Annotated in this window: 24 protein-coding genes and 1 tRNA gene; 12 read left to right on the forward strand and 13 right to left on the reverse strand. The window is 70.8% G+C overall.

The window, feature by feature from the left end; translation table 11 throughout:
- Positions 1–2: 2 nt before the first annotated feature.
- Positions 3–326: an L-rhamnose mutarotase gene (locus CVS47_RS02875; protein ID WP_127094736.1), complete on the forward strand. Its 324-nt coding sequence runs from the start codon at positions 3–5 to the stop codon at positions 324–326.
- A 12-nt stretch (positions 327–338) separates the two neighbouring features.
- Here CVS47_RS02875 and CVS47_RS02880 read toward each other — a convergent pair whose 3' ends face one another.
- Entirely contained in the window at positions 339–1,103 is a 765-nt protein-coding gene (locus CVS47_RS02880; RefSeq protein WP_127094737.1) for a FadR/GntR family transcriptional regulator, read from the reverse strand.
- A gap of 9 nt (positions 1,104–1,112) precedes the next feature.
- Complete coding sequence (locus CVS47_RS02885; RefSeq protein ID WP_241240253.1) at positions 1,113–2,339, reverse strand: mandelate racemase/muconate lactonizing enzyme family protein; 1,227 nt, start codon at positions 2,337–2,339, stop codon at positions 1,113–1,115.
- A gap of 84 nt (positions 2,340–2,423) precedes the next feature.
- Between CVS47_RS02885 and CVS47_RS02890 the strand changes: the two genes are divergently transcribed.
- From CVS47_RS02890 to CVS47_RS02905, 4 genes are all read left to right on the forward strand, one after another.
- The gene (locus CVS47_RS02890; RefSeq protein WP_127094738.1) at positions 2,424–3,392 is read left to right on the forward strand and encodes an aldo/keto reductase; all 969 of its coding nucleotides are present in this window, start codon (positions 2,424–2,426) and stop codon (positions 3,390–3,392) included.
- Between the two features lie 76 nt (positions 3,393–3,468).
- Complete coding sequence (locus CVS47_RS02895; RefSeq protein WP_127094739.1) at positions 3,469–4,317, forward strand: fumarylacetoacetate hydrolase family protein; 849 nt, start codon at positions 3,469–3,471, stop codon at positions 4,315–4,317.
- Positions 4,314–5,078, forward strand: coding sequence for an SDR family NAD(P)-dependent oxidoreductase (locus CVS47_RS02900; RefSeq protein WP_241240254.1), 765 nt, complete (start codon positions 4,314–4,316; stop codon positions 5,076–5,078). Before CVS47_RS02895 ends, CVS47_RS02900 begins: the two co-directional genes overlap by 4 nt.
- 43 nt (positions 5,079–5,121) lie before the next feature.
- Positions 5,122–5,979 carry an amidohydrolase family protein gene (locus CVS47_RS02905; protein WP_127094740.1) on the forward strand — a complete coding sequence of 286 codons (858 nt, stop codon included), beginning with the start codon at positions 5,122–5,124 and terminating at the stop codon, positions 5,977–5,979.
- 75 nt (positions 5,980–6,054) lie between these two features.
- Here CVS47_RS02905 and CVS47_RS02910 read toward each other — a convergent pair whose 3' ends face one another.
- The 5 genes from CVS47_RS02910 to CVS47_RS02930 all read right to left on the reverse strand — a co-directional run bounded on the left by CVS47_RS02910 (position 6,055) and on the right by CVS47_RS02930 (position 9,137).
- Positions 6,055–6,432: a hypothetical protein gene (locus CVS47_RS02910; RefSeq protein WP_127094741.1), complete on the reverse strand. Its 378-nt coding sequence runs from the start codon at positions 6,430–6,432 to the stop codon at positions 6,055–6,057.
- On the reverse strand, positions 6,429–7,064 hold the full coding sequence (locus CVS47_RS02915; protein WP_127094742.1) for a hypothetical protein: 636 nt from the start codon (positions 7,062–7,064) through the stop codon (positions 6,429–6,431). Before CVS47_RS02915 ends, CVS47_RS02910 begins: the two co-directional genes overlap by 4 nt.
- A 131-nt stretch (positions 7,065–7,195) precedes the next feature.
- Complete coding sequence (locus CVS47_RS02920; RefSeq protein ID WP_127094743.1) at positions 7,196–7,801, reverse strand: hypothetical protein; 606 nt, start codon at positions 7,799–7,801, stop codon at positions 7,196–7,198.
- A 131-nt stretch (positions 7,802–7,932) separates the two neighbouring features.
- Positions 7,933–8,664, reverse strand: a complete 732-nt coding sequence (locus tag CVS47_RS02925; protein WP_127094744.1) for an alpha/beta hydrolase family protein — start codon at positions 8,662–8,664, stop codon at positions 7,933–7,935.
- Entirely contained in the window at positions 8,661–9,137 is a 477-nt protein-coding gene (locus CVS47_RS02930; RefSeq protein ID WP_127094745.1) for a cupin domain-containing protein, read from the reverse strand. The genes CVS47_RS02925 and CVS47_RS02930 overlap by 4 nt, the downstream gene beginning before the upstream one ends.
- 319 nt (positions 9,138–9,456) lie before the next feature.
- On the opposite strand from CVS47_RS02930, the gene CVS47_RS02940 reads away from it, so the two are divergent.
- The gene (locus CVS47_RS02940; protein ID WP_127094746.1) at positions 9,457–10,821 is read left to right on the forward strand and encodes an MFS transporter; all 1,365 of its coding nucleotides are present in this window, start codon (positions 9,457–9,459) and stop codon (positions 10,819–10,821) included.
- A 104-nt stretch (positions 10,822–10,925) separates the two neighbouring features.
- Complete coding sequence (locus tag CVS47_RS02945) at positions 10,926–12,410, forward strand: hypothetical protein (protein WP_206502733.1); 1,485 nt, start codon at positions 10,926–10,928, stop codon at positions 12,408–12,410.
- A gap of 49 nt (positions 12,411–12,459) precedes the next feature.
- On the opposite strand, the gene CVS47_RS02950 is transcribed toward CVS47_RS02945, so the two are convergent.
- Genes CVS47_RS02950 through CVS47_RS02965 form a run of 4 tightly spaced genes read right to left on the reverse strand, consistent with a single transcriptional unit; the run spans position 12,460 to position 16,498 of the window.
- Positions 12,460–13,509: an ABC transporter ATP-binding protein gene (locus CVS47_RS02950; protein WP_164734591.1), complete on the reverse strand. Its 1,050-nt coding sequence runs from the start codon at positions 13,507–13,509 to the stop codon at positions 12,460–12,462.
- Positions 13,499–14,380 carry an ABC transporter permease gene (locus tag CVS47_RS02955; protein ID WP_127094748.1) on the reverse strand — a complete coding sequence of 294 codons (882 nt, stop codon included), beginning with the start codon at positions 14,378–14,380 and terminating at the stop codon, positions 13,499–13,501. The genes CVS47_RS02950 and CVS47_RS02955 overlap by 11 nt, the downstream gene beginning before the upstream one ends.
- Before the next feature lie 4 nt (positions 14,381–14,384).
- On the reverse strand, positions 14,385–15,260 hold the full coding sequence (locus CVS47_RS02960; protein ID WP_127094749.1) for an ABC transporter permease: 876 nt from the start codon (positions 15,258–15,260) through the stop codon (positions 14,385–14,387).
- Positions 15,257–16,498 carry an ABC transporter substrate-binding protein gene (locus CVS47_RS02965; RefSeq protein ID WP_127094750.1) on the reverse strand — a complete coding sequence of 414 codons (1,242 nt, stop codon included), beginning with the start codon at positions 16,496–16,498 and terminating at the stop codon, positions 15,257–15,259. The genes CVS47_RS02960 and CVS47_RS02965 overlap by 4 nt, the downstream gene beginning before the upstream one ends.
- A 53-nt stretch (positions 16,499–16,551) precedes the next feature.
- Between CVS47_RS02965 and CVS47_RS02970 the strand changes: the two genes are divergently transcribed.
- Together CVS47_RS02970 and CVS47_RS02975 are read left to right on the forward strand one after the other, a co-directional pair.
- Positions 16,552–17,295: a TVP38/TMEM64 family protein gene (locus tag CVS47_RS02970; protein ID WP_164734592.1), complete on the forward strand. Its 744-nt coding sequence runs from the start codon at positions 16,552–16,554 to the stop codon at positions 17,293–17,295.
- Positions 17,288–17,926, forward strand: a complete 639-nt coding sequence (locus CVS47_RS02975; RefSeq protein WP_127094752.1) for a CDP-alcohol phosphatidyltransferase family protein — start codon at positions 17,288–17,290, stop codon at positions 17,924–17,926. Before CVS47_RS02970 ends, CVS47_RS02975 begins: the two co-directional genes overlap by 8 nt.
- 7 nt (positions 17,927–17,933) lie before the next feature.
- On the opposite strand, the gene CVS47_RS02980 is transcribed toward CVS47_RS02975, so the two are convergent.
- Positions 17,934–19,421 carry a dihydrolipoyl dehydrogenase family protein gene (locus CVS47_RS02980; protein ID WP_127094753.1) on the reverse strand — a complete coding sequence of 496 codons (1,488 nt, stop codon included), beginning with the start codon at positions 19,419–19,421 and terminating at the stop codon, positions 17,934–17,936.
- A 36-nt stretch (positions 19,422–19,457) separates the two neighbouring features.
- Here CVS47_RS02980 and CVS47_RS02985 point away from each other — a divergent pair, with 36 nt between their 5' ends.
- Complete coding sequence (locus CVS47_RS02985) at positions 19,458–20,102, forward strand: class I SAM-dependent methyltransferase (protein WP_127094754.1); 645 nt, start codon at positions 19,458–19,460, stop codon at positions 20,100–20,102.
- Between the two features lie 81 nt (positions 20,103–20,183).
- On the opposite strand, the gene CVS47_RS16735 is transcribed toward CVS47_RS02985, so the two are convergent.
- Positions 20,184–20,259, reverse strand: a tRNA-Met gene (locus CVS47_RS16735).
- Positions 20,260–20,462: 203 nt separating this feature from the next.
- On the opposite strand from CVS47_RS16735, the gene CVS47_RS02990 reads away from it, so the two are divergent.
- The gene (locus tag CVS47_RS02990; protein ID WP_164734593.1) at positions 20,463–22,646 is read left to right on the forward strand and encodes an adenylate/guanylate cyclase domain-containing protein; all 2,184 of its coding nucleotides are present in this window, start codon (positions 20,463–20,465) and stop codon (positions 22,644–22,646) included.
- Positions 22,643–24,070, forward strand: coding sequence for a mechanosensitive ion channel domain-containing protein (locus CVS47_RS02995; protein ID WP_127094756.1), 1,428 nt, complete (start codon positions 22,643–22,645; stop codon positions 24,068–24,070). Before CVS47_RS02990 ends, CVS47_RS02995 begins: the two co-directional genes overlap by 4 nt.
- The last annotated feature ends 55 nt before the right edge of the window (positions 24,071–24,125 follow it).

The following is a 24,125-nucleotide window of genomic DNA, read 5'->3' on the forward strand; positions in this document are numbered from 1 at the left end:
CGATGCTGCGCGTGGCGATGGTGTGCCGCATGGTGCCCGAGAAGCGCGAGGAGTACCTCGCCCTTCATCGGGCGGTCTGGCCGGGCGTGGAGCAGACCCTCCGCGAGGGGAACATCCGCAACTTCAGCATCTTCGTGCGGGGCGACGTTCTCTTCGGCTACTACGAGTACGTGGGCGATGACCTCGCCGCCGACGACGCCAGGATGGCGGCCGATCCCGTCACGCAGCAGTGGTGGGAGCGCACGCGACCCTGCCAGCTGCCGTTCGACGCGGACGGCACGGAGCCGAACTGGCAGACCATGGCCGAGGCCTGGCACCTGGACTGAGGGGTGCCGACCTCAGCGCTCGCGGGCGGTGGGGAAGCGGCGGCGCTGCCACGCATCCAGGATGTGCGCGCGCATGGCGGCCTCCGCCTCGGCGGGGTCTCCGGCGGCGATGGCGTCGTGCACCCGGCGGTGCTCCTCGAGCGTGACGTGGAAGGCGTCGGTGGACTGGTTGCCGACGAAGCGGGCCGACTGACGGGCCCGGGAGAACAGGATCTTGGTGATGCTGCTCGCGAGCTCGTTGCCCGACAGTGTCATGACGAGGAAGTGGAACTCCAGGTCGGCGTCGGGGAACACCTCCGGGTCTTCGACCGACTCCTCCATGCGCAGGAGGGACTCCGTCACCATCGCCAGCTGCTCCTCCGTCCGGCGGGACGCCGTCGCCGACGACATCGAGCCCTCGAGTGAGGCGCGGATGACGGCGATGTCGTCGAGGACGCCGAGGGAGGAGTCGTTCTCCAGCAGCACGGCGAGCACCACGGGGTCGAGGATGTTCCACATCGTCTTCGGCTGGACGATGGTGCCACGGCCGGGGGCGACGCTGATGAGGCCCTTCTCCTCGATCCGCTTCACGGATTCGCGGATGACGGTGCGGCTCACGGCGAAGTGCTGGGCGAGCTTCTCCTCGGGCGGCAGCGCGTCGCCGGGGGAGACGTCGCCCTTGACGATGGCTTCGACGAGATCGTGCACCACGGCCACGCCCAGGCGCGCGGCGGGCATCCGCGGGGCCGAGCTGCGCAGTGCCGACGCGGTGCCCGAGGGCGGGGTCTGCTCGCTCATGCGGTCAGCCTAGTCGCGGCTCTGCGTGCCCTCGGGACGGTCGTGCCGATCGCCCTCGGGCACCAGCCGCAGTCCGGCGCGCGAGGGGCGCACGTGCGGTCCCGCACCCACGAGCCAGCTCGCTCCGCGGTGGTCGCTCCCCGCGATGAGAGCCTCGTCGACGCTGACACCGTGACCGGGGGTGTCACCGAGGATGATTCCCCCGTCGGCGAACTCCTGATCGATGCTGACCCCGAACGGCGAGCCCAGGTCCTGCACCTCGGCGGTCAGATGATTCGGCACGGACGCGGCGGCGTGCGCGACGGCCTGGTTGGCGGTGACGCCCACCGGGCTGATCGGCAGGTCGCGGCCGTGGGCCAGCATCGCCACGCGCAGGAAATGGGTCACGCCCCAGGTGCACCCGACCTGGACGACGTCGACGCCGCCCGCATCCAGGAGCGGACGGAACTGCTCGAGGCCGGTCAGGTTCTCGCCGGTGGCGACGGCGGCGCGGATGCTGCGGGTCAGGCGCGCGTGGCCCTCCGCGTCCCATCGACGCAACGGCTCCTCGACCCAGGTCAGGTCGAGGTCGCGTTCCAGCTCGCTCACGTAGCGCACGGCCTGCTTGACGCTCCAGGATTCGTTCGCGTCGAACATGACGCCGGGTCGCCGGGAGTTCCGCCCCATCGCGTCGCGCAGGATGTGGAGCCGGCGGCGGTCCACGTCGAGGTCGCGTCCGCCCTTGAGCTTGCCGCTGCTGAAGCCGAGATCGGCCATCTGCGCGTAGAACACCGCCAGCTCGTCATCGCTGAGCGCGATGTCCAGCCCAGAGGCGTAGCCGGTCACGAATCGATCCCGCCCGCCGAGCAGGCGCCAGAGGGGTTCACCCGCGGCCTTCGCCTTGATGTCCCACAGAGCCATGTCGAACGCGCCGATGCTGCCGAAGGTGGCCCCCGCGTGACCCGCCTTGAAGACGCGCGCCAGCATCCTGTCGTACAGGGCGGTCACGGCGCGCGGATCCTCGCCGTCGATGGCAGGGAACAGGCGTGCCAGGTCGCCGACGTGACCGGTGCCGACGCCGGTGATGCCGGCGTCGGTGTCGACCAGGACGATGGCCTCCTCGGTGATGCCCGAGGCGATGTGTCCGTTGACATCTCCGATGGGACGACCCCACTCGCGGAACGTGTGCAGAACGCGGTAACCGGTGACCTTCATATCGCCCTTGACTTCCTGCTGGCCGGCGCTCGGATCGAGCACACAAACAACATACATCATATGTTATCGTCGGCACAGACGCGCGTCGCTCGGCGCCGGCACCGACTCGCGACGACGGAGGAAGCGATGCGCACGCGCTCGACGACGAGGACGCCCGCGCTGACCGAGATCGGCTTCGGCGGCGCCCAGATCGGCAACCTCTCGCGAGCCGTCCACGAGGACGTCGCGCGCGGAGCCGTCGACGCCGCCTGGGATGCGGGCATCCGGTACTTCGACACTGCTCCGCACTACGGACTCGGTCTGTCGGAGCGCCGCCTCGGAGCCGCGCTGCGCGGTCGCCCCCGCGCGGACTACGTCCTGTCGACGAAGGTCGGGCGGCTGCTGGTCGATTCGCCCGACACCGCCCACCTGCAGGACGACGACGGGTTCGCCGTGCCGGCCGCGGTGCGCCGCCGGTGGGACTTCTCGCGCGACGGCATCCTCCGCTCCGTCGAGGAGAGTCTGACCCGCCTGGGCCTCGACCGCATCGACATCGCCTACCTCCACGATCCCGACGAGCACTGGGAGGCGGCGTCGACGTCGGGTGTCGGCGCGCTCATCGAGCTGCGCGACCAGGGCGTCGTGTCGGCGGTCGGCGCCGGCATGAACCAGGCCGGCATGCTCGCCGACTTCGTCGAGCGCTGCGACGTGGACGTGGTGATGGTCGCCGGCCGGTACACGCTGCTGGACGACGCGGCCGCCGAGCGGCTGCTGCCCCTGGCGGCGGAGCGCGGTGTCGGCGTGGTCGCCGCCGCCGTCTACAACTCGGGCCTGCTGAGTGCACCCCGCCCGCCGGCGGACGCCACCTACGACTACTCCACCGCTCCCGCAGAGCTGCGGGAGCGCGCGAACGCGATCGCCGACATCTGCGAGCGGCACGGTGTCGACCTGCCCTCCGCGGCCATCGCGCATCCTCTGCGCCGGCCCGAGGTCGTCTCGGTGGTGGTGGGGCTGCGCACCCGCGAGCAGGTGGAGTCGACGCGGGAGCGGTATCGCACCCGCATCCCCGCGTCGGTGTGGGCGGAGCTCTCCGCGGCGGGTCTCGTCGCGGCATGACACGGTCGGGCGGCGCGTGCCGCCCGTGACACGGTCGGCGGCGCAGTCCGCTCGGCCGGCGAGGAGAGGAGATCGGATGAGACTAGCCAGACGGGGAGCCCCGGGTTCGGAACGCGTGATCGCCGAGGTGTCGGGAACGGGCCGCGTCCTGCCGCCCGAGTTCGGCGACCTGAACGGCGCCTTCCTCGAGAACGGTGCGCTCGAGCGTCTGTCAGCTCTGGATCTGTCGAGCCTGCCGGTCGACGATCTCGAGTCCGACGAGCGCTGGGCGGCGCCCATCGCGACTCCGGGGAAGGTCGTCTGCATCGGTCTCAACTACCGCGACCACGCGGCGGAGACGGGCGCTGCCATCCCCGCGGAGCCCGTGGTGTTCATGAAGGACCCGTCCACGGTCGTCGGCCCGTTCGATGACGTGCTCATCCCGCGGGGCTCGGTGAAGACCGACTGGGAGGTCGAGCTCGGCGTCGTCATCGGCCGGACGGCGCGCTATCTCGACTCGGTCGAGAGCGCCGCCGACTGCATCGCGGGCTACGTCACATCGCACGACGTCAGTGAGCGCGAGTTCCAGCTCGAGCGCGGAGGCCAGTGGGACAAGGGCAAGAGCTGCGAGACCTTCAACCCCTGCGGGCCGTGGTTCGTGCCGGCCGCCGAGGTCGCCGATCCCCAGGCCCTTCGCCTGTGGGCCACCGTGAACGGTGAGTCCCGGCAGGACGGCACGACCGCCGACATGGTCTTCTCGGTGCTCGAGATCGTGCACTATCTCTCCCAGTTCATGGTGCTGCGCCCCGGTGACCTCATCAACACCGGGACCCCGGCAGGAGTCGGACTCGGGATGCCGCAGCCCGCCTACCTGCGGGCGGGCGACGTCGTCGAGCTCGGCGTCGAGGGCCTCGGCATCGCACGCCAGCGGATGGTGCAGGCGTGAGCGCGCCCACCACGGGGCTGACCGGCCTGGTCGCCGTCGTCACCGGTGGCGGGTCGGGCATCGGCCTGGCCACCGCGGAGCTGCTGCGCGACCTCGGCGCGTCCGTCTGGTGCCTCGACGCCGCGGACGGCGACGCGAGCCCGGGCACGCGGCGCCTCGCCTGCGACGTGCGGGACGGGGCATCCGTCTCAGCGGCCATCGACGCGGTGACCGCGGCCGAGGGGCGCATCGACGTGCTCGTCAACAACGCCGGCATCAGCGCCGTCGGCACGGTCGAAGCCTTCGACGAGACGGAGTGGGCGCGGGTCCTCGGGGTGAACGTCGTCGGCATGGCACGTGTGAGCGCCGCGGCGCTGCCGGCGCTGCGGCGATCCACGACCCCGGTCATCGTCAACGTCTGCTCGATCGCGGCGCTCAACGGGCTGCCCGAGCGCGCCCTGTACTCCGCGTCGAAGGGCGCCGTCTACGCGCTGACGCTGGCGATGGCCACCGATCACGTGGGGGAGGGCATCCGCGTGAACGCCGTGAGCCCCGGCACGGTCGAGACGCCGTTCGTGACCCGGATGCTGGCGGGGTTCCCCGATCCGGTCGCCGAGCGCCGGGCTCTCGAGGCGCGGCAGGCCACCCGGCGTCTGGTGCAGCCCGACGAGGTGGCACGCGCGATCGCCTATCTGGCCGACCCGGCCGCGTCGTCCACGACCGGCACGGTGCTGGACGTCGACGGCGGCGTCACGCGGCTGCGCGTGCGACCCATGCCGTGACCGCGACCGTGACCGTGACCGCGACGAGCGAGAGGATACGGGGATGATCGACGCGCATGTGCACCTGTGGGACCCGCGGGTGCTGTCGTACGACTGGCTCGAGGGAACGCCGATCGATCGGCCCATGCTGCCGTCGGACTACGCCGGTGAGGGCCTCGGGGCGCGCGGCGCCGTCTTCGTGCAGGCTGCCGACGATGCCACCGATCCGGTCGACGAGGCGCGATGGGTCGCCTCGCTCGACTGGCCTGAGCTGCTCGCGATCGTGGCCGGTGCGGATCTCGCGGCGGGTGCCGACGCGGTGGGCGCGCAGCTCGACGCCCTCGCGGCCGTGCCTCGTGTGAGCGGCGTGCGCCACCTCCTGCAGGCGACGGATGCTGCGGACTTCGGCGCCCTCGCGCCCGGGCTGCAGGAGCTCGGCGCGCGCGGCGGAACCTTCGACGCCTGCATCCGGCACCACCAGCTGCCCGCCCTCATCGCGCTGCTGCGCTCGGCGCCGGAGCTCGTCGTGGTGCTCGACCACGTGGGCAAGCCGCCGATGGATGAGGGCATCGACAGCGACGCCGGTGCCGCCTGGGCGCGGTCGCTGGCGGAGCTGGCCGAACGGCCGCGCACCTTCGTGAAGCTGTCCGGGCTGACGGCGGAGGCTCCCGACGCGGACGCGGTCGACCGTCATGCGAACGGGTACCTCGCTCACGCCCTCGACGTCTTCGGCCCGGGGCGGGCGATGATCGCCAGTGACTGGCCCGTCAGCACGACGTTCGGTGCCGGAGGCGCGGTAAGCGAATGGGTGGAGCGCGTGCGCGCCCTCGTCCCCGCTTCGGGGTGGGACGACGTCGCCGAGGGGACGGCCCGCCGGGCCTATCTGCCGAACGGCGAAGCCGCGCTCGCAGCACGGCACTGACGCCGGGCTGCGCGGCACGGACGCTGCGCTGCCCTGACCTGACGCTGCGCTGGGCGCGGCGGAGGAGCGCTGACGTCAGCGCGGCGGCATGAAGACCGCAGCCGCAGCCTGGATCTCCTCGTCCGTGGGCACCCGCACCTCGTAGTCGCGCGCCCTGACGTGGGCGAGGAAGTCGGCATCGGGCGACACCCCGTAGGTCTGCACGTAGTAGGTGACGGGCCCGGTCCACACGAACTCGCCGTCGGTGCGGATCGTCATCGGCACGACCTTCTCGTCGTCCTTCAGGATGTCGACGCCCAGAGCCGTCGTGCGCATGACCACGGCACCCGCCTCGAGGTACGCGCCGATCCGCGCGACCTCGTCCTCCGGCAGCCGCTCCTCGTTCAGCGGGGGCCGCTGTCCCGCGGCGGTGGGCACCCAGCCCGGCTGGAACACGGAAACCTGCTTCATCATGGACGTCCTCCGTTCTGCGGGCTGAAGTGCACCCACGTGCCGCTCGGCGGCCACACCGGGGCGCCCGTGACGGGATCGAGGTCTGTGACGAACGGAGCTCCGTTCGGCTGCGACCACACCGGCGTCGTGGGCGCCGTCACATCGACGCCGAGATCGTTCGACAGCTGCTGCGCGAACCCGTTCGGGTCTGCGCCGGTGTCGCACGAGAACAACCGTATCGGGGTCTGCCCGTCCCAGTCGGTGCGCCTGCGGACGACATCGGCGAAGGTCGAGGCGTCCATCATCGTGCCGTCGCCGCCCTGGACCTGCTGGGGAGACCCGTGCAGGTCCAGGACGTACTCGCCCGGATATTCCGGCACGTGCGCCGCCGCGTCACGATCCCTCTTCGGGAGGAAGTGCCACCCGGCGTCGGTCCTGCGCCCCCGGCGGGCGATGATGTCCCCCAACCACCCGCGGGCGGTGGCGTCGCTGACGCTGTCCGCATCGAAGGTGTCCACGTCCCGCACCGCGCGCACGATGCTGTCGAGATGGTTGTCGAGGTTCGTCGTCAGCTGGGACAGCTTGAGGTCGGTGTGACGCATGCCGTCCAGCACCGCCTGACGGAGCTCCCGCATGACCGGTTTGATCGACATCTGAGCCCCTCCCGACTTCGCGAGACGCCGACGCGTCCCGATGCTCAGAACGATAGGCGCCACGACCCGGAGAGGCGATGGAGAGAAGTACCCATGCGGTTCCGGCCCACGGTGCGGGCTTCGACGCCGGATCAGTCCGGCAGTGGGACGGGCCGATGGGTGCGGGGGTCGACACGGAACGCGAGACGGGGCGGGATGCCGGTGAGGTCCACCGACACGATGTCGACAGGACGTGTCACGAGGCCCGCCGCCCTGTCGAGCACGCGCTGCCGGATGCCGTCGAGATCCAGTTCGCGGGCGCCGTCCAGGCGGACGACCCGATGCGATCCGAGCACCGAGCCCTGGTCGTCGTGCACGACGAAGTCGCGGGTCTCGACGACCTTCGCGGGGGAATCGGCCTGCGGGGTCAGGTCGTGGATCAGCCCGAGCGCCGACGCCGTCTCGACCCCGTCGGCTTGGAGCTGGAAGGTGACCTGGTCGGTCTCGAGCCACACGTGGTTGTCGGTCTCCTTGTTCGGCATCGGGATGCCGAACGGTCCCGGTGGAGTGAGCTCCGTCTCGATGTAGGCGAGGGCGTAGCGCCGCCGGAAGCTCTGGAAGCGCTCGCCGTCCGCCAGGGAGAGCGCACTCAGCTGGATGTGGGCGAGGATCTGTCGCGTGGGGAAGTGCGCCTCATGCGTCGCCCATCCGAGGTCGCCCCGGCGAGCCAGCCACGCCCCGTAGAACACCTGTGACATCGAACGTCCCTCCTGCCGCGCCGCAGCGCATCGTCGCCGGCGAGTGCCGACACGACGATGAGGAGGGAGGCCGGGGGTGTCCTGATACCTGATGCTCGGGCCTGAACTGCGCGGCGGCGTCGCCCTTCGCCTCAGACACTGGCCGCGCGACCCCGTTCGAGCCAGGCGAAGACGTCGCGCCAGTGCGGTGCCGAAGGATCGATGGCGTCGAGATGGGGGAGGCTCGGCAGCTCCAGGAACGCGATGTCGCGTCCCGCCGCCCGAGAGGCGGCGACATAGGCGCGCGACTGCGTGACGGGGACGCGGGCATCGTCGCATCCATGGACGACGAGCACGTCGCCGGGCGGAGGGATGTGAGCGATGGGTGATGCCTCGGCGAAGAGGTCCGGCCGACTCTCGGGCGACGCCTGGAGGAACTCCTCGACCGCACCGTCCCCGCTGCCCTCGCGATATGCGGCGACGAGATCCGTGACCGGGGCGAGCGCGACGATCGCATCCCCGGCGCGACCGTTGAGCAGAGCCAGCTGTCCTCCGACCGAGTGCCCGATGATGAGCAGTTCCGATGTCGGGTCCCACGCCCGCACCGACGTCAGCGCGGCAGCGACGTCGTCCCGCGTGGCGGCCCAGCCGTCCCCGGCCCGTCGGTATTCGATGTTCGCGACCAGCCACCCGGCTTCGAGCAGAGCCGGCGCCAGCGGCCGCATCAGGCCGGCGGTGAAGGGCGCTCGCCAGTAGCCGCCATGGATGAGCGCAGCGACGCCGCGGCGTCGCTCACGCGGATGCGACAGCTCGATCCGCTGATCGGGATGATCGCCGTAGCGGAGGATGCCCTCTGACGAGCCCCCGACCGGGGAGGCCGTCACGCCCCGTCGACCGCGCCCTCGGGCAGGAAGTCGACGCCGTTCGCAGCCGACAGGCGGACGACCTCGGCGGGGTCGGTGACGTTGTGGAGCAGGCTGAACAGGTTCGCCAGCTTCCCGCCGGGACTGACCCAGAAGAGCGACTTCGCCACCGAGTCCTGCTTGTTGTAATAGGCGTGCGGCAGGTTGCGGGGCATCTGGACGAGATCGCCGGGGCCTGCGGTCGTCCACTGTCCATCGAGGTAGAGCGTGTAGACGCCCTCGAAGACGTAGATGAACTCGTCCTGCGTGGGGTGCACGTGCGGAGGGACTCCGGTGCCGGCCGGATCGAGCGACAGCCACGAATAGGTCGACGCGCTCTCGATCTTGGTGGTGTACGTGTGCCCGAGGACGTTCCACACCCGACCGGCGTAGGCCTCGTCCGCCCGCACGATTCCCGCGGGAAGATCGCCGAGGATGATCTCTTCGGAACTCATTGCGATGTCCACCTCTCCCTGAATGACGCTGACGCTATCAGGCGACCTCTCGCGGCCGTCATGCGCGGATGAGATCTCGACCATCCCGTCCGGCATCTTCCCCGAGAACGCCGCATCCCGAGCCCTCCACGCCCGACACGGCTTCCGCGAACTCGGCATCCGGGAGCGGATCGGACTGATGACATGCGGTCCCTAGTCCCGGCAGTGGCGCGACGACGTCCTCGTCGAACGGCGCAGTATGGGGTCATGACCATCGAGGAGCCATCGTGGCGGCCGGTGTGACCGCCTGTCGCGGTCCCGCGCGCGCTCGGTCGTGCGCGTGAACGGCCCGTCGGGGGAGGATGCTGCGCCGGGGCGCGTCCACGGGACGGGTGCCGTCATCGTCGCTCAGCTGCTGCTGCGGACGGCGTCGGCCGCGGGAGCGCTCGCGCTCGGCTCGTACTTCGTCGACCTGTCGCGCGACGGCGCGCCCGTGGGTGCGGTGCTCCTCGGCGTGCTGTCGGGTCTCAGCTTCCTGGCCGAGCTGGTGCTCGCTCCCGCTGCCGGGTCCGCCAGCGACCGGCGCGGACGGCGCGTCTTCCTCATCGTCGCCCCCCTCCTGGCGGCGGCGGGCATCCTGCTCACCCCCGGTGCGTCGCTCATCGCCGCGGCGCCCTCCGTCGCGCTGGTGGTCGTCGTGGTGGGCACGTCGCGGCTCCTCGACGGTGCCGGCGCCGCGATCTCCGCGCCGGCGACGCTGGGCCTGCTGGCCGATGCGAGTGACGGGGACCGGGCACGCAGGGGCCGCGTGACGAGCCTGTACGAGCTGTCCTCGTCCGGCGGCATCGCCCTGGGCGCCGTCGCGGGGCCGCTGCTGTTCGGCGCCCTGGGGCTGTGGAGCTTCGCGGTCCTCTGCGGCGTCTATGTCGTGGCATCCGTCATCGTCCTGATCTTCGTCCCGCCCTCCCCGGTCGGCGTGTCGACGCCCACCCGAACCCGCGCCACCGACCGGATCCGGGTACTCCTCCAACCCCGGCTCCTCGCCTTCCTGCCGGCCTGGATCGCCGTGAACGCGATCCTCGGCATCTGGGTCACGTCGCAGATCACCTTCGTCCTCGCCGGCGATCGTCGCGCCGAGGGCCAGAGTTTCCCGGGTGCGTTCGCCGGGAACGAGGCGGGGCTGTCGGCCGTCCTCGGGGTGTATGTGCTCGTCTTCAGCCTCTGCATCCTCGCGTGGGCGTTCTTCATCGGACGGCTTCCGACCGTGCCCGTCCTCTTCATCACGGTCGCGGGAGCGATCGTCGCCTCCCTGGGCCTGATGCTGGCCAATCACGGACTGCCGCTCGCCGTCGCCCTTCCGCTGGTGCTGCTCGGGGTCTTCCTCGAGGCCGGCTTCACGCCCGCCGCGCTCACCCACCTCAGCGACATCTCACGGGAGTATCGCGAGAACCGGGGTCTCATCATGGGTGCCTACTCGGTGGTCGTGGGGGCCGGGTACCTCCTCGGCAACGTCCTCGGCGGTGTGTTCGCGGAGTGGCTGCTGTTCGACGGACTGGCGCTGTTGACGATGGCCCTGGCCGTGGTGGCGCTCGTGGCGATCGCGGCGATGGCCGTGGTGGAGAAGCGCTCGCGCGCCGGCGACCGCCGTCACGGCGACGAGTCGGGCACGACATCGGTCGCGACGGATCCGAACGAGCACCCGTGAGGCAGAATGCAGGCAGAGCCGGGATCGACCCATCCGCGACCCCGCCGGTGACGAATCATCCGACAACGACGTAGGACGTGGCCCTGCGGGCACGGAAGGAACCCATGCGACTGGCGACGACGCTCCGGCGGTTCGAACTCGAGACGCGCCCCATCCACCCCGATACGCGGGCGGCGCTCGATCTCCGGTGGGCCCAGCTGCCCGAGCACGTGAAGACGCCCAATCAGCTTCTCGGGCGCTGCGCCGTGGGCTGCGAGGGCACGCACGGGGTCTTTCCGAAATGCAATCTGACGTGTTCGCCCTGCTACCACTCGGCGGATGCGAACAAGGTGCGCATCGACGGCGACCACACCGTGGACAACGTCGCGCGTCAGATGGCCTACCTGCGCAAGATCAGAGGGCCCCGCGCTCATGCGCAGCTGATCGGCGGCGAGGTCAGCCTGCTGTCGGCCGAAGACCACGCACAGGCTCTGCTCGCGATGCGCGCGGCCGGTCGAGAGCCGATGTCCATGACGCACGGCGACTTCGACGACGAGTACCTGCGGGATCTCGTGCTCGACGCGGACGGCGTGCCGCGCTTCGACAAGGTCTCCTTCGCGGCGCACTTCGATTCCCTCATGCGCGGGCGGCGCGGCGCCGTCCGTCCGCACAGCGAGGCGGAGCTGAATCCGTTCCGCGAGAAGTTCGCCCAGATGTTCGTCGATCTCAAGCGCGACCACGGCGTCAACCGGTATCTGGCCCACAACATGACGGTCACACCGTCGAACGTCGATGAGGTCGAGCAGGTCACCAGGGACGTCCTGGAAATGCCCTACGACATGATGTCGTTCCAACCGGCGGCGTTCATCGGAGACGATCGCCGCTGGCGCGAGGACTTCGGCGAGGTCACGATCGACGCCGTCTGGGAGCGCATCGAGCGAGGCGCCGGCCACAAGCTGCCGTGGCAGGCCACCCAGTTCGGTGATCCCCGGTGCAACCGATCCACGGTGGGCGTCCGCGTCGGCGCGGGGTTCGCCGCGCTGCTCGACCCCGAGGAGCCCAAGGACATCGCGGCACGCGATCGCTTCCTGGATCACTTCGGGGGGATGATCTTCGGCGACGTGCCGAAGCCGATCCTGACGGTCAAGGTGGTGCGCGCTCTCGCAGCCCACCCGGGCGATATCGCTCCGCTGATCGGGCTCGCTCGACGCGTGCTGCGGCGCGCCGGCGGCCTGGCCCGCGTGCTTCGTGAGGCACGGCGCGGGAAGGTCTCGTTCAAGACGTTCGTCGTCCACAACTTCATGGACGCCGCGCAGGTCGATCCGGCCTGGAAGCTCATGGAGCAGGGCCTCGTGGCGGACGACCCTCTCCTCAAGGAGACGCAGGAGCGGCTGGGGTCGTGCATGTACGCGATGTCGCACCCCGAGTCCGGACGTCTGGTCCCCGCGTGCGTGCAGCATTCCGTCCTGGATCCGATCGAGAACGTGGAGCTGCGGCGACTGCTTCCCCTTCCCGGCCTCCGCGACGGCGCCGAGCCGCAGATCGTCGCACGGCCGTCCGGGCTGAGCGCCGTCCGCGAGACCGGACCGGCGCGCGTCGGCTCGATCTGATCGGCACCGGCGCGGCCTGGTCGGCGCCACCACGCTGTTCCTGCCCGAGTCAGGCGGTCACGACGTGCACCGCCGCTTCGGGCAGGGTCAGCACGACCGGCTGACCCACGACGCACGACTGCATCGGCGAGACCTCCGCGTGCAGCAGAATGCCCCGACACCGGACGGCGACCTCGAGGCGGGCTCCGGTCCCCCGCAGCGTCTCGACGACGCCGGCGACGCCCTCGACCCCCGGATGCCGCTCCGAGGCGGGCTGGAGCACCACGTCCTCCTGGCGGATGACGAGGGTGCCGGGGCCGTGGGCGACCCCGCTTGAGACGCGGACCATGCCCAGCGCGCTGTGGTGCCACCCGCCGTCCACGGTGCCGGGCACCTCGTTGCGTCCACCCATCAGCTGCGCGGCCCGCATCGTGCGCGGTCGACGGTAGGCCTCGGCCACCGTGCCCTCACCGAGGAGCCGGCCGTGCTCGATGAGGGCGATGCGATCCGACACCCGCGACGCCTCGTCCCGGTCATGGGTGACCAGGACGATGGTGGGAGACGCGGCAGCCCGGACCGATTCGAGCAGGTCGTGCATATCCGCGCGAAGTGCGGGGTCCAGCGCGCTGAAGGGCTCGTCCAGCAGCAGCACGGCGGGAGCCGCCGCGAGAGCGCGGGCGATCGCCACGCGCTGCTCCTGACCGCCCGACAGCTCGTCCACCCGGCGGTCGCCGAAGCCGGACAGCTGGACCATGTCCAGGTAGGCATCCGCCCGTTCCCGGGCCGACGCCCGAGACGCCCCCGCCACCCGTCCTGCGAAGGCGACGTTGTCCACGACGGACAGATGAGGGAAGAGCAGCGACCGCTGGAAGACCATGCCCACGCCGCGGCGCTCGGCGGCGACGCCGGCGACGTCTCTCCCCCCGATCAGCACCGAACCGGCATCCGCCGTCTCGAGTCCGGCGATGACCCGCAGGAGGGTGCTCTTGCCCGATCCGCTCGGTCCGAGCACGGCGGTGCAGCTCCCGGCCTCGACCGTGAGCGAGACGTCGTGCAGGGCGGGGAGGCCGGCGTCGGTGAACCGCTTCCCGACGCCGCGGAGAGCGAGTTCAGCGCTCACGAGCTGCTCCCGCGCCAAGGGAGGCCACAGGATCCGGGATGCCGCGGGTCGGCGCCGGGCGGACGGCCCCGCGCCGCGGGCCACGCAGTCGGAGGACGGCGAGCAGGAGCGCGATCGGCGGGAGGACGGCGGTCAACGACATGACCGCGACGGCCGCGTCGTTGCCGAGACCGGCGGCCGCGCTCGCGACCACGAGGGGGAGTGTCACGATCTCACCACCGCCGACGATGAGGGTCACGATGTAGTCACTCCATGCGATGAGGAACGCGAAGAAGGCCGCACGCGCGAGCGCGGGGGCGATCATCGGGAGCTGGATGCGGCGCAGGACCTGGAGCCTCCCGGCGCCGAGCAGCCGCGCCTCCTCCTCGTAAGAGAGGTCGTAGGCCCCGTAGGCGGCGCGCATGACGAACGCGGTGTAGGGCAGCGCGAGGACGACCAGCACGATGACCACCCCGGCCGCGGAAGGCACGTGAACCCGGAGGAGGAGCACGTTGACCCCGAGGACGGCGGCGAAGGGGGGCAGGGCGATCGGCGCGAGCAGCATCGCGGAGACGGTCCGCGGGAACGGGACCGCGCCGAACGTCAGAGCCCGTGCGGCCAGCGCGCCGAGGGGAGTCGCGACGGCGGCGACGATCAGTCCCAGCAGAACGGAGCGCGCGAAGGAGGGGAGGGCTCCGAAGCCGACGGCGTCCTCGACGCCGCGCAGTCCCCAGGACGTCGGCAGCGGAGACGGGAACGACCACGCGTCGGCGAACGACCAGAGGGCCAGCGGCAGGAACGGCACCGCGAACCACACGACGAGGGCGATCGTGGCGGCGAGACGGATCAGGCGTCCGGCCCCTCGCGGGGCGGTCAGGGCGCTCGAGGTCATGCGGTCACCGCCATACCGCAGTGCGTCGCAGGGCCGCGAACGTGCCCCCGACGAAGGCGAGGGCGATGGCGCACGTGATGAGGGCCACCGCGGCCGCCTCCGGGCGGGAGTCGAGCGACACCCCTTGGAAGAGGCGCACCGCGAGCACGGGCAGCGGCTCGGGATAGGTGCGTCCCAGCAGCCACGACACCTCGTACGAGCCCAGTGCGTACACGAAGCTGATCGCGGCGCAGATCACGATGGACGGCATCGTCAGGGGCAGCAGCACGTGGCGGAAGCGACGCCACCGCCCGGCGCCGAGCAGAGCGGCGGTCTCGTCGTACGTGGCGATCCGTGTGGCGAGCGTTCCTGTCACGACCAGGGCGACGAACGCCGACTCCTTCCACGCGAACTCGGCGATGACGGCTCCCCACAGCGGCCCGCCCACCCATGCCGGCCACGCCTCGGGCGGGATTCCGAGCAGCCGCGGCAGGACACCTGCGTCGGACAGCAGCAGCCCGATGGCGGCCGCGCCGATGAGGTGGGGCACGGTGACGGTGGTGGCGCCGAGCGCCGCGATCAGCCGGCTGCCGATCCGTCCCGACACGATGACCACGGCAGCGACCGTCCCGACGACGACGGCGACCAGCGTCGCCACCGTCGCCACGGCCAGGGAGACGATCACGGCCGCCCCGAGCTCGCGCGGGTGGGCGAGGAACGCGTCCGCCCGCGCCACCGCGGGGCCGGCGACCGGCATGAGACCGAACGCCTGCAGCAGCGTCGCTCCGATGCCGCCGCCGACGACCAGCGCGGCCGGCAGCACGGCCGGGAGCACGAGGAGCGCACCCTGCACGCGCTGGGCGGTCGTCCCGCGGCGTCGCGCGACAGGCGCGAAGCTCATTCCTGCAGGACGCCGGATCGCCAGCCGTCGTCGAGCGCCGGCACCCACTCCGCCGCGAGCTCGCCGTGCGCGTTGCGCGAGAGGACGTCGTAGCCCGGCACCACCGGCGATGTCGGAAGGGCGTCGAACAGGGCTCGGTCCGCGTCGCCCAGTCCGTCGATGTCCAGCACGGTGAACTGCCCCCACACGTCCGGCTGCGCTTTCGCCACCTGCTGCTCGACCGACAGCGCCACGTTCGCGACGACCATCGCGCCGGCGATCGAGTCGGAATTGGCGGGCAGTCCGAGGAAGCTGGCGTTGCCCACCGTCCCCTCTTCGAGAGTGAGGACCTTGGTCTCCGGCGGGTACGTGCCGTCGGCGACGAGGTCCGTGAGGGTCGCGGGCCCGTACGTCATCGTGATGTCGATCTGGCGGTCGGCGAAGAGCTGGCCGAGCTCCGCCTCGTTCGCGGGGTAGGTGTCGCCACCGCGCCACAGGCTCGGCGCCAGCGCGCTGAGGCGCTCGTACAGTGCGGGTGAGAGCTCGTCGTAGGCATCCTCCGAGAATGTCGCAGGCACCTTGTCCGAGCCGCCGGAGACGCTGGCCAGGACCTCGCGCACGAACACGGAGCCGGTGAAGTCCGGGGGAGCGGGGTAGGTGAAACGGCCGGGGTGCGCCTCCGCCCAGTCCAGCACCCCCGCCAGCGTCGTGGGCGGGTCGGGGATGGCCTCGGCGTTGTAGGCGAGGGTGAACTGCGCCTTGTGCCAGGGGGCCTCGCAGCCGTCGACCGGCGTGCCGAAGTCCGATTGTAGGAGCGGGTCATCTGGGTCGGTGCCTGCCATCGAGGGCAGGAGGCCGGTCCAGTCGCACAGCCACGCGTCGGCCGCCTTGCCCGTGCGGAAGTTGTCTCCGTTGACCCAGATGAGGTCCACGGTGCCGTCGGAGCGGCCCGCCTGGATCTCGGTGAACACGCGGTTCAGGGCATCGCGGGTATCGGTCACGGGCACCCGCTCGACCGTGACGCCGTATTCGGCGGCAGCGGGCGACAGCACGTCGTCGACGTAGGCGTTGCCCTGATCGTCTCCGCCGTACATCCACAACTGGACGGTCTGACCGTCGGCGTCGGCGAGCACGCTGTCCCAGTCGTCGTACGTCTGAGACGCCTCTGTCTGCGGTGCCGCACACGCCGCCAGGGCGAGGAGGCCGATGCCGAGAGCCAGGGCGGATGCCCGACGGTGTCGGGATCCGGAGCGGGGCATGGTTCCTCGTTTCGGTCAGCAGGCGAAAGAGTCGCGTCGCATTAGGGTATGGGATGTCGGAAGGAAGCGTGACGTCGATGATGCGCGTGTTCTCCGGCGCCCGGTCCGGACGGCGGGTGTGGCTGCGACTCGTCCTCCTCCTCGTCTTCGTCGCGCTCGCCGCAGTGGTCGGAGTGCTCGTCGGCCCGGCCGATCTGGCACAGGTGCGGGCGTGGGCGACCGGGGTCGGAGTCGGCGGTGCGATGCTGTTCGTCGTCGCGTACGCCGGGCTCACACTCACGCCCGCTCCGAAGAACGTCCTCACCGTCGCCGCGGGACTGGTGTGGGGCTTCTGGCCCGCGCTGGCGATGGTCTACATCGGCGCTCTGCTCGGCGCTGCGGCCTCCTTCATCCTGGGCCGCTGGCTGGGGAGGGAAGCCGTGGAGCGACTGACGGGGGGGCGGGTGGAACGAGTGGATGCCGCGCTCGCGCGTCGAGGATTCCTCGCGGTCCTCGGGGCCCGCCTGGTGCCCCTCATCCCGTTCACCCTCATCAACTACGGGTCGGGGCTGACGTCCGTCCGGGTGCGCGACTACGCCCTCGGCACGGCGGTCGGGATCATCCCCGGGTCCGTCGCCTACGTCGCTCTCGGCGCGTTCGGGCTGGAGCTCGGGCCGCCGTTCTGGATCGCCGTGTCCGTGCTGGGCGCGCTCGCGCTGGCCGGAGTGATCGCGGGGGCGGTGCTCCGGCGCCGCAGCGGCAGCCGACCCGACGGTGGCGGGACGCCCGATCGGACGGGCGAGGTGGGGAGTGCTTGACGCCTCGGCGCGGGCGCTGCTGGCGCGTCCGCTGGAGGCCGCCGCGGCCGCCATCGACCGCCCGCACGTCACCCCCGATCGCCTCACCGTCGCGGGGCTGGCGCTCGGGGTCGCGGCGGCCGGCGCAGCGGCGATGCAGCTGTGGGGGGTCGCTCTCACACTCTGGCTCGTGTCCCGGCTGGCGGATGGCCTGGACGGCACGCTCGCGCGGCGTCGACGCGCGCGAGCGCCGCGAGGGGATCAGTCGCGGGAGAGTCACGCGGGCGGCTTCCTGGACATCACGGCGGATTTCGTCGCCTACGGGTCCACGGTCGTCGGCGTGGCGATCGGCGCGGCGAACCAGTTCGACGCGCCGTGGTGGCCGTTCCTGCTCGTCCTTCTGACGTACTACGTCAACGGCACGGCCTTCCTGGCCTTCTCGTCCATCGCCGAACGGACCGGTCGCACGCTGGACGACGGGCGGTCGCTGTCGTTCCTGGGCCGCATCGCGGAGGGGACCGAGACGATCGCCGTGCACGCCCTGTGGATGATCGTGCCGTTCTGGTCATGGCAGATCGCCCTGGGATGGTCGGTGTTCGTCGCGGTGAGCGCCGCCCAGCGCATCATCGTGGGTTATCTGCGCCTCCGCTGAGACGACATCACGCGCGTCGTCTGCGCACCGCGGACAGCCCGCGGATCGCCAGCGACACCGCTCCTCGGCCGAGACCGCGTCGGGCCTCGGACACGACGGCGTTCCACCCGGCGTCCGAGTACGTCGGGTAGGCGTGGATGGTCGAGGCGAGTGCGTTCACCGACAATCGCGCTCTGGTCGCGACGGTGTACTCGGCCAGCGACTCGCCGGCTCGCGGGCCCACGATCACCGCCCCCGCGACCCGTCCGCGACGGTCCACCACGATCTTGGTGAAGCCGTCCGTGTGTCCGTCCGCGATCGCCCTGTCGAGGTGGGCGTGCTGCTGCACGATCACACGCATGCCCCGGCCGGGGGCCTGCGCAGGGTCGACACCCACGGCGCCGACTTCCGGCGACGTGAAGGTCACGCGGGGGACGACGTCGAGGTCGGCTGCGCGCGACAGCCCGAGCACGGCGTTCGTCGCGGCCACGCTGGCGTACATTCCCGCCGTGTGGGTGAAGCGCGGGAGGGCGGTGACGTCACCGGCCGCGCGGATGCGCGGATTCGACGTCTTCATCGCACGGTCGACGGCGACCGCTCCGCTCGCGTCGAGCGCCACGCCGGCGACCTCCAGGCCGAGAGCGCCCGTCCTGGCCTGCCGTCCCAGAGCGGCCAGCATCCGATCGAACACCACGTCGGAGCCGTCGCTGAGACGGGCGCCCCCGGAGGCGGAGGTCGCACTCGTCCCCGCGGCCGACACGGCGCGCACGGAGGTCTTCAGGCGCACGTCGACACCGTCGGCTCGCAGAGCCTCGAGGACGACCTGCGAGGCCTCGGCGTCCTCTTTCGCCAGGAGGCGGTCTCCTCGGTGCACGAGCGTCACAGAACTGCCGAGCCGGGCCATCGCCTGGGCGATCTCGCACCCGATGGCGCCGCCGCCCTGGATGAGGAGTCGATCCGGACGTTCGTCCAGATCCCAGAACGTCTCATTCGTGAGGACATCGATCGACTCCGCACCCTCCGCCGGACTGCGGATGGGGGCGCTTCCCGTCGCGACGATCGCGTCACGGAACCGGATGCGCTCCGCGTCGACCACCACCGCATCCGGGCCGTCGAACCGGGCATGCCCGCGCAACGAGTGCACGCCGTCCTTCGCGAGCGCGTCCGGGGAGTCCACAGGCTCGATCCGGCGGATGGCTGCGCGCACATGAGACATCACGGCGCCGAAGTCGATGGGGACGTCCTGCCCTCCGACCCCCAGCGTGGACCCGTGCCGAGCGGCGTGCGCCGCGGCCGCCGTCGCGATCAGAGCCTTCGACGGGACGCACCCCGTATGCAGGCACTCGCCGCCGAAGCGCCCGGCCTCGATGAGCAGCACGCTCGCCCCGAGGGCGGCCGCCGTCCGCGATGCGACGAGCCCGGCGCTTCCCGCGCCGAGCACGACGAGGTCCCACTGCCTGCTCGCCGCCTGAGCGGGGGTCACGGTGGAGCCGACGCGCCGAGAGGATCTGGTCATGCCCGAAGCCTAGAGTGGACGGGGAACGGGGGACGGATGGCAGCGTTCTTGCGACGCTACGGCGTCGGCGCGCGATGGTACGACACCCTCTCCGGCGAGCGCTGGGTGTACCGGGCAGGCAGACTCGCCGGAGTGCAGCTCCTCGCGCCGCGCCCGGGTGACGTCGTGGTCGATCTCGGGTGCGGCACCGGATTGAACTTTCTTCTGCTCTTCGAGGCCGTCGGTCCTCGGGGCATGATCATCGGGGTGGACCGGAGCCCGGACATGCTCGACCGCGCACGCCGACGTGTCGACCGTGCGGGATGGGATGGGCAGGTGCGTCTCCTCCAGGCAGATGCAGTCCGCCTCGACCCGTCCGACGTCGTCGATCTCGCCGGCCGCCCCGCGGACGCGCTCTTCAGCACCTATGCATTGAGCGTCATCGGGGACCGGCAGACCGCCTGGAACCTGTCTCTCGAGACGCTGCGGCCGGAGGCGCGGGCCTGCGTCGTCGACATGCAGCCTCCGCGAGGGACGTGGCGCTTCCTCTCGCCCCTCGCCCGGCTCGCCTGCGCCGCCGGCGGCGCGGACATCACCGCGCGGCCGTGGCGTCTCCTGGAGAGGGTGGCGGACCCGTCCACGCTGAGGCGGTCGGAACGCAAGGGCGGGCACATCGTGGTCGTGGCCGGCGACATCGCCTGATCCGGTCGAAGTCCGTCCTCGGGCCGTACGAGATCGTCCCGTCGTAGCTCGGGCCCGTGACCATGTCCACGGGCGGGGAAGTGGACGCGACGGCGGGAGTCGAACCCGCAACGCTGCCGGGTATGAGCCGGAGCCCGGGACCACCCGGATCGCCGCGATGGCCCACGGTAACCCGCCGGACGCCGGCGGGCCGGCTGGATGACCCCGGGTGACGATGTGGTCCATTTCGCGACAGCTCTTCGTGCATCACACGACGAAACGTCTTCGAGACGGACACAGGTCTCGTCGCCTCGACAGTGTGATGTCGAGAAGGGCCCTCGCAGGCGGGCGCCGCCGCATCACGGACGACAGGGAGACCTCGTGACCGACGCCGAGACGCGTGCGCCAGTGACCGAGAGCGCACGACTGGACGGGCAGGATGCCGCCGGCAGGACCGCGAAGAAGGAGCGGAGGCGCCGCGGCGGGCTCAGCATCCAGTCGAAGCTCCTCATCATGCTTTTGGCGGTCAGCCTGATCGCCTCGGTCATCATCGGCGTCATCGGCTACGTGAGCGGACGCGAGTCGCTGCGCGAAGCGGCATTGGACCAGCTCACGACGATCCGGGAACTGCGCGTCGGCGAGGTCGAGAACGCCATGAAGAGCGTCCAGACCGGTGTCAGCCTGGATTCGCGCAACCTCAGCGCCCAGACCCTGTCCCGTGAGATCAACGCCGCCTGGGACGAGCTGCAGACCCGGCAGCTCACGTCCGAGCAGGATGCGCAGCTCGACGCCTACTACGCCGACACCTTCCTCCCGCAGCTGCAGGAACGCACGGGTGATCCGTACAGTCCCAGCGCCTTCGTCCCGACCTCCAACGCCGGGCGGTGGGCGCAGTACCACTTCACCATCCAGAGCGAAGACTTCGACGCGAAGCTGAATGACAACGACGGCGATGACGGCAGTCCCTACTCCGCGGTCGCCGATCGTTACGGCGACTACCTCTCACGGCTCGTGACTCAGGCCGGTTACGAGGATGTGCTCCTGATGAACCTCGACGGCGACGTCGTCTACTCCGCCTACAAGGGCGTGGATCTCGGGACGAACCTCAATGACGGACCGTATCGCGAGTCGCTGCTCGGCGACGCGTTCCGCAGTGTCGTGGCGACCAACAGCGTCGCCGCCCTCGAGACGACCGACTACGAGCGATGGATCCCGTCGCTCAACACCCCCACCCTCTGGGTCCTCTCCCCGGTCGGCAACGACACCGCCATCACGGGCGTCATGGCGGCGCAGATCCCCCTCTCGCGGATCAACGACGTGATGACCGGCGGGAACCGCTGGAAGGACCAAGGGCTCGGTGACACCGGCGAGGTCTACCTCGTGGGCCAGGATCATCTGATGCGCAGCACCTCCCGGCTGCTCGTCGAGGATCCCGAGGACTACCGCGCCCGCGCGATCGCGAACGGCACCCCGCCCGTGGTGGCCGACCGCATCGTGGCGGTGAACGGCACAGTCCTGCTGCAGCCCGTGAACACCGTGTCGGTCGAAAGTGCTCTGAAGGGCGAGTCGGGCACATCGATCTCGACCGGCTATCTCGGCAATGAGAACATCACCGCCTACAGTCCCGTCCAGATCGACGGACTGAACTGGGTCGCCGTCGCCCGCATCGACACCTCGGAGGCGTTCGCGCCGGTCGTGGACTTCACCCGCAGCCTGCTGCTGTCGCTCCTGGCGATCGTGCTCGCCGTCAGCGTCCTGTCGCTCCTGCTCGCGCAGGTCTTCACGCGGCCGATCAAGAAGCTGGTGGATGCGGTGCGCCGCGTCTCCGGAGGAGAGCTAGCCGTCTCCGTCCCGGTCTCGTCGCGGGATGAGATCGGCGATCTCGGGACCGCGTTCAACGACATGGCCTCCAGCCTGCGCGTCAAGCAGGAGCTGATCGACGCGCAGCACACGGAGAACGAGAAGCTCATGCTGACGCTGATGCCGGAGACCGTGGCCGAGCGCTACCGGGCGGGCGAGGAGACGATCTCCGAGGAGCACGAGAACGTCTCGGTCGTGTTCGCGGAGCTCGTCGGCTTCGACGAGTACAGCCACGAGCTGACGGGCGACGCCGAGATCGCACAGCTGAATCTGCTCATGCGCGGATTCGACGAGGCCGCGGCCAAAGCCGGCGTCGAGAAGGTCCGCACCCTTCGCGGCGGCTATCTCGCGAGTGCCGGGCTCAGCGTTCCGCGAGTGGACAACGTGCGGCGTGCGGTGGACTTCGCGCGCGAGATGCGGGCGGTCGTGCAGCGGTTCAACGCGCAGACGGGCAGCTCCCTCGATCTCCGCGCCGGCGTGGACACCGGCACCGTGACGAGCGGCCTCGTCGCCCGCACGAGCCTCGCCTACGACCTGTGGGGTGACGCGGTCAACCTGGCGTATCGCGTGCGCAGCGTGTCCGGCGACCCGGGCATCTACGTCACCCAGGCGGTGCGTGATCGCATGCAGGACAGCATCGCCTTCATCCCGGTGGGCGCCGTCGAGCTGCGCGGAGCATCGCAGCAGGTGTGGAGGATCGAGTGAGCGCGGATGTGCTGAGCGGCGGCTTCCTGTGGTGGATCATCGGCATCGCCGTCGGCGTGCCGGTGATCCTCGTCGTGCTGACGGAGGTGCTCAACACCCTTACGCGGCAGAGCAATCCGGCGGCCAAACCCGTCCGGCTGCTGCGCAACTGGGTGGTCCCGGTCGGCGCCCTCTTCGCCCTGCTGGTGTTCGCGCTGCGCTCGCCCGCCGATCAGGTGTGGGCACGCGTCGTGGCGACCGTGCTCGGCTTCCTCGTCATCCTGCTGGTGCTGTCGGCCTTCAACGTCGCTCTCTTCTCCAACGCCAAGGCGGGGTCGTGGCGTGAGCGCATCCCGTCCATCTTCGTCGAGCTGGCCCGGCTCATCCTCGTCGTCGTGGGCCTCGCCATCCTCTTCCAGTGGGTCTGGGAGGCGGATGTCGGCGGGCTCATCGCCGCGCTGGGAGTGACGTCGATCGTCATCGGCCTCGCCCTGCAGAACGCCGTGGGCGGTGTCGTCTCCGGCCTGCTTCTGCTCTTCGAACAGCCGTTCAAGATCGGCGACTATCTCGAAGTGGGAAGCGTGGAAGGCAGGGTCGTCGAGGTGAACTGGCGCGCCTGCCACATCGATACGGGGTCCGGCATCCAGATCGTCCCCAACTCCACCCTCTCCGGCGCGTCCTTCACCAATCGCAGCCAGCCCCTCGGGCCGTTCCATGTGACCACGACTGTGACGTTCACGACGGATGATCCCCCTCACGAGGTCGTCCAGCTCCTCGTGGACGTCGCGGATTCGCTGCCGATGCGGTGGGAGGCGGAGCGCGCCGCCGCGGAGTACGCCGGCTCGGGCAGGTATTCCGTCTCACTGCCGATCGCCGGCCCGTCCGACGGCTCCCGTGCGCTGAGTCTCTACCTCGCATGGCTCTGGTACGCCGCACGGAGGCGAGGGCTCGCCCTGGACGGCGACGCGACCGACCCGATCGCGGAGCCGGGCATGCTCGAGCGGGCGTTGGAGGTCGTCGGGCCGACGCTGCACCTCGGCGATGAGGAGCGCGACCTGGTGCTGTCGACCGGGAAGCTCGAGCGCTACGGACGCGGCGAGATCGTCCAGGCGCAGGGCATCCTGCCTCACGAGATGCGATTCATCGTCGACGGACGGGTGCGGCTGGCCGTGGAGGTGGCGGGAGGTCGCGTGGAGTTCGCGACGGCGGAGCCGGGGGACTACGTCGGCCAGACCGCGCTCACCCGCGAGAAGACGTTGACGGAGGCGATCGCCGCCGATGTTCTCACGGTTCTCGTGCTCCCACTCGCGACCGTCGATCGGCTCGTGCGCGCTCGTCCCCTGCTCGCCGCCGAGATCGGGCAGTCGATCGAGCTCAAGCGAAAGCTCGCCGCCGAGGCGCTGTCCGGCGCGGATGTGGTCCGCGAGGTGCTCGGCGGCGGCTGAGCTCATCGTCCCGCCTCCTGGGAGAACGGGGTGAACGACGGGCGAACGCTCGACT

Origin of the sequence: Microbacterium lemovicicum, assembly GCF_003991875.1 — a bacterium.
Taxonomy (GTDB): domain Bacteria; phylum Actinomycetota; class Actinomycetes; order Actinomycetales; family Microbacteriaceae; genus Microbacterium; species Microbacterium lemovicicum.

What these genes read in the sequence shown, in the direction of transcription:
- CVS47_RS02980 (WP_127094753.1), bottom strand. Translation starts at nt 19,421, where the DNA reads ATGACCAGATCCTCTCGGCGCGTCGGCTCCACCGTGACCCCCGCTCAG.
- CVS47_RS02985 (WP_127094754.1), top strand. Translation starts at nt 19,458, where the DNA reads ATGGCAGCGTTCTTGCGACGCTACGGCGTCGGCGCGCGATGGTACGAC.
- CVS47_RS02890 (WP_127094738.1), top strand. Translation starts at nt 2,424, where the DNA reads ATGCGCACGCGCTCGACGACGAGGACGCCCGCGCTGACCGAGATCGGC.
- CVS47_RS02905 (WP_127094740.1), top strand. Translation starts at nt 5,122, where the DNA reads ATGATCGACGCGCATGTGCACCTGTGGGACCCGCGGGTGCTGTCGTAC.
- CVS47_RS02965 (WP_127094750.1), bottom strand. Translation starts at nt 16,498, where the DNA reads ATGCCCCGCTCCGGATCCCGACACCGTCGGGCATCCGCCCTGGCTCTC.
- CVS47_RS02930 (WP_127094745.1), bottom strand. Translation starts at nt 9,137, where the DNA reads ATGAGTTCCGAAGAGATCATCCTCGGCGATCTTCCCGCGGGAATCGTG.
- CVS47_RS02970 (WP_164734592.1), top strand. Translation starts at nt 16,552, where the DNA reads ATGTCGGAAGGAAGCGTGACGTCGATGATGCGCGTGTTCTCCGGCGCC.
- CVS47_RS02875 (WP_127094736.1), top strand. Translation starts at nt 3, where the DNA reads ATGCTGCGCGTGGCGATGGTGTGCCGCATGGTGCCCGAGAAGCGCGAG.
- CVS47_RS02945 (WP_206502733.1), top strand. Translation starts at nt 10,926, where the DNA reads ATGCGACTGGCGACGACGCTCCGGCGGTTCGAACTCGAGACGCGCCCC.
- CVS47_RS02895 (WP_127094739.1), top strand. Translation starts at nt 3,469, where the DNA reads ATGAGACTAGCCAGACGGGGAGCCCCGGGTTCGGAACGCGTGATCGCC.
- CVS47_RS02920 (WP_127094743.1), bottom strand. Translation starts at nt 7,801, where the DNA reads ATGTCACAGGTGTTCTACGGGGCGTGGCTGGCTCGCCGGGGCGACCTC.
- CVS47_RS02915 (WP_127094742.1), bottom strand. Translation starts at nt 7,064, where the DNA reads ATGTCGATCAAACCGGTCATGCGGGAGCTCCGTCAGGCGGTGCTGGAC.
- CVS47_RS02910 (WP_127094741.1), bottom strand. Translation starts at nt 6,432, where the DNA reads ATGATGAAGCAGGTTTCCGTGTTCCAGCCGGGCTGGGTGCCCACCGCC.
- CVS47_RS02955 (WP_127094748.1), bottom strand. Translation starts at nt 14,380, where the DNA reads ATGACCTCGAGCGCCCTGACCGCCCCGCGAGGGGCCGGACGCCTGATC.
- CVS47_RS02880 (WP_127094737.1), bottom strand. Translation starts at nt 1,103, where the DNA reads ATGAGCGAGCAGACCCCGCCCTCGGGCACCGCGTCGGCACTGCGCAGC.
- CVS47_RS02960 (WP_127094749.1), bottom strand. Translation starts at nt 15,260, where the DNA reads ATGAGCTTCGCGCCTGTCGCGCGACGCCGCGGGACGACCGCCCAGCGC.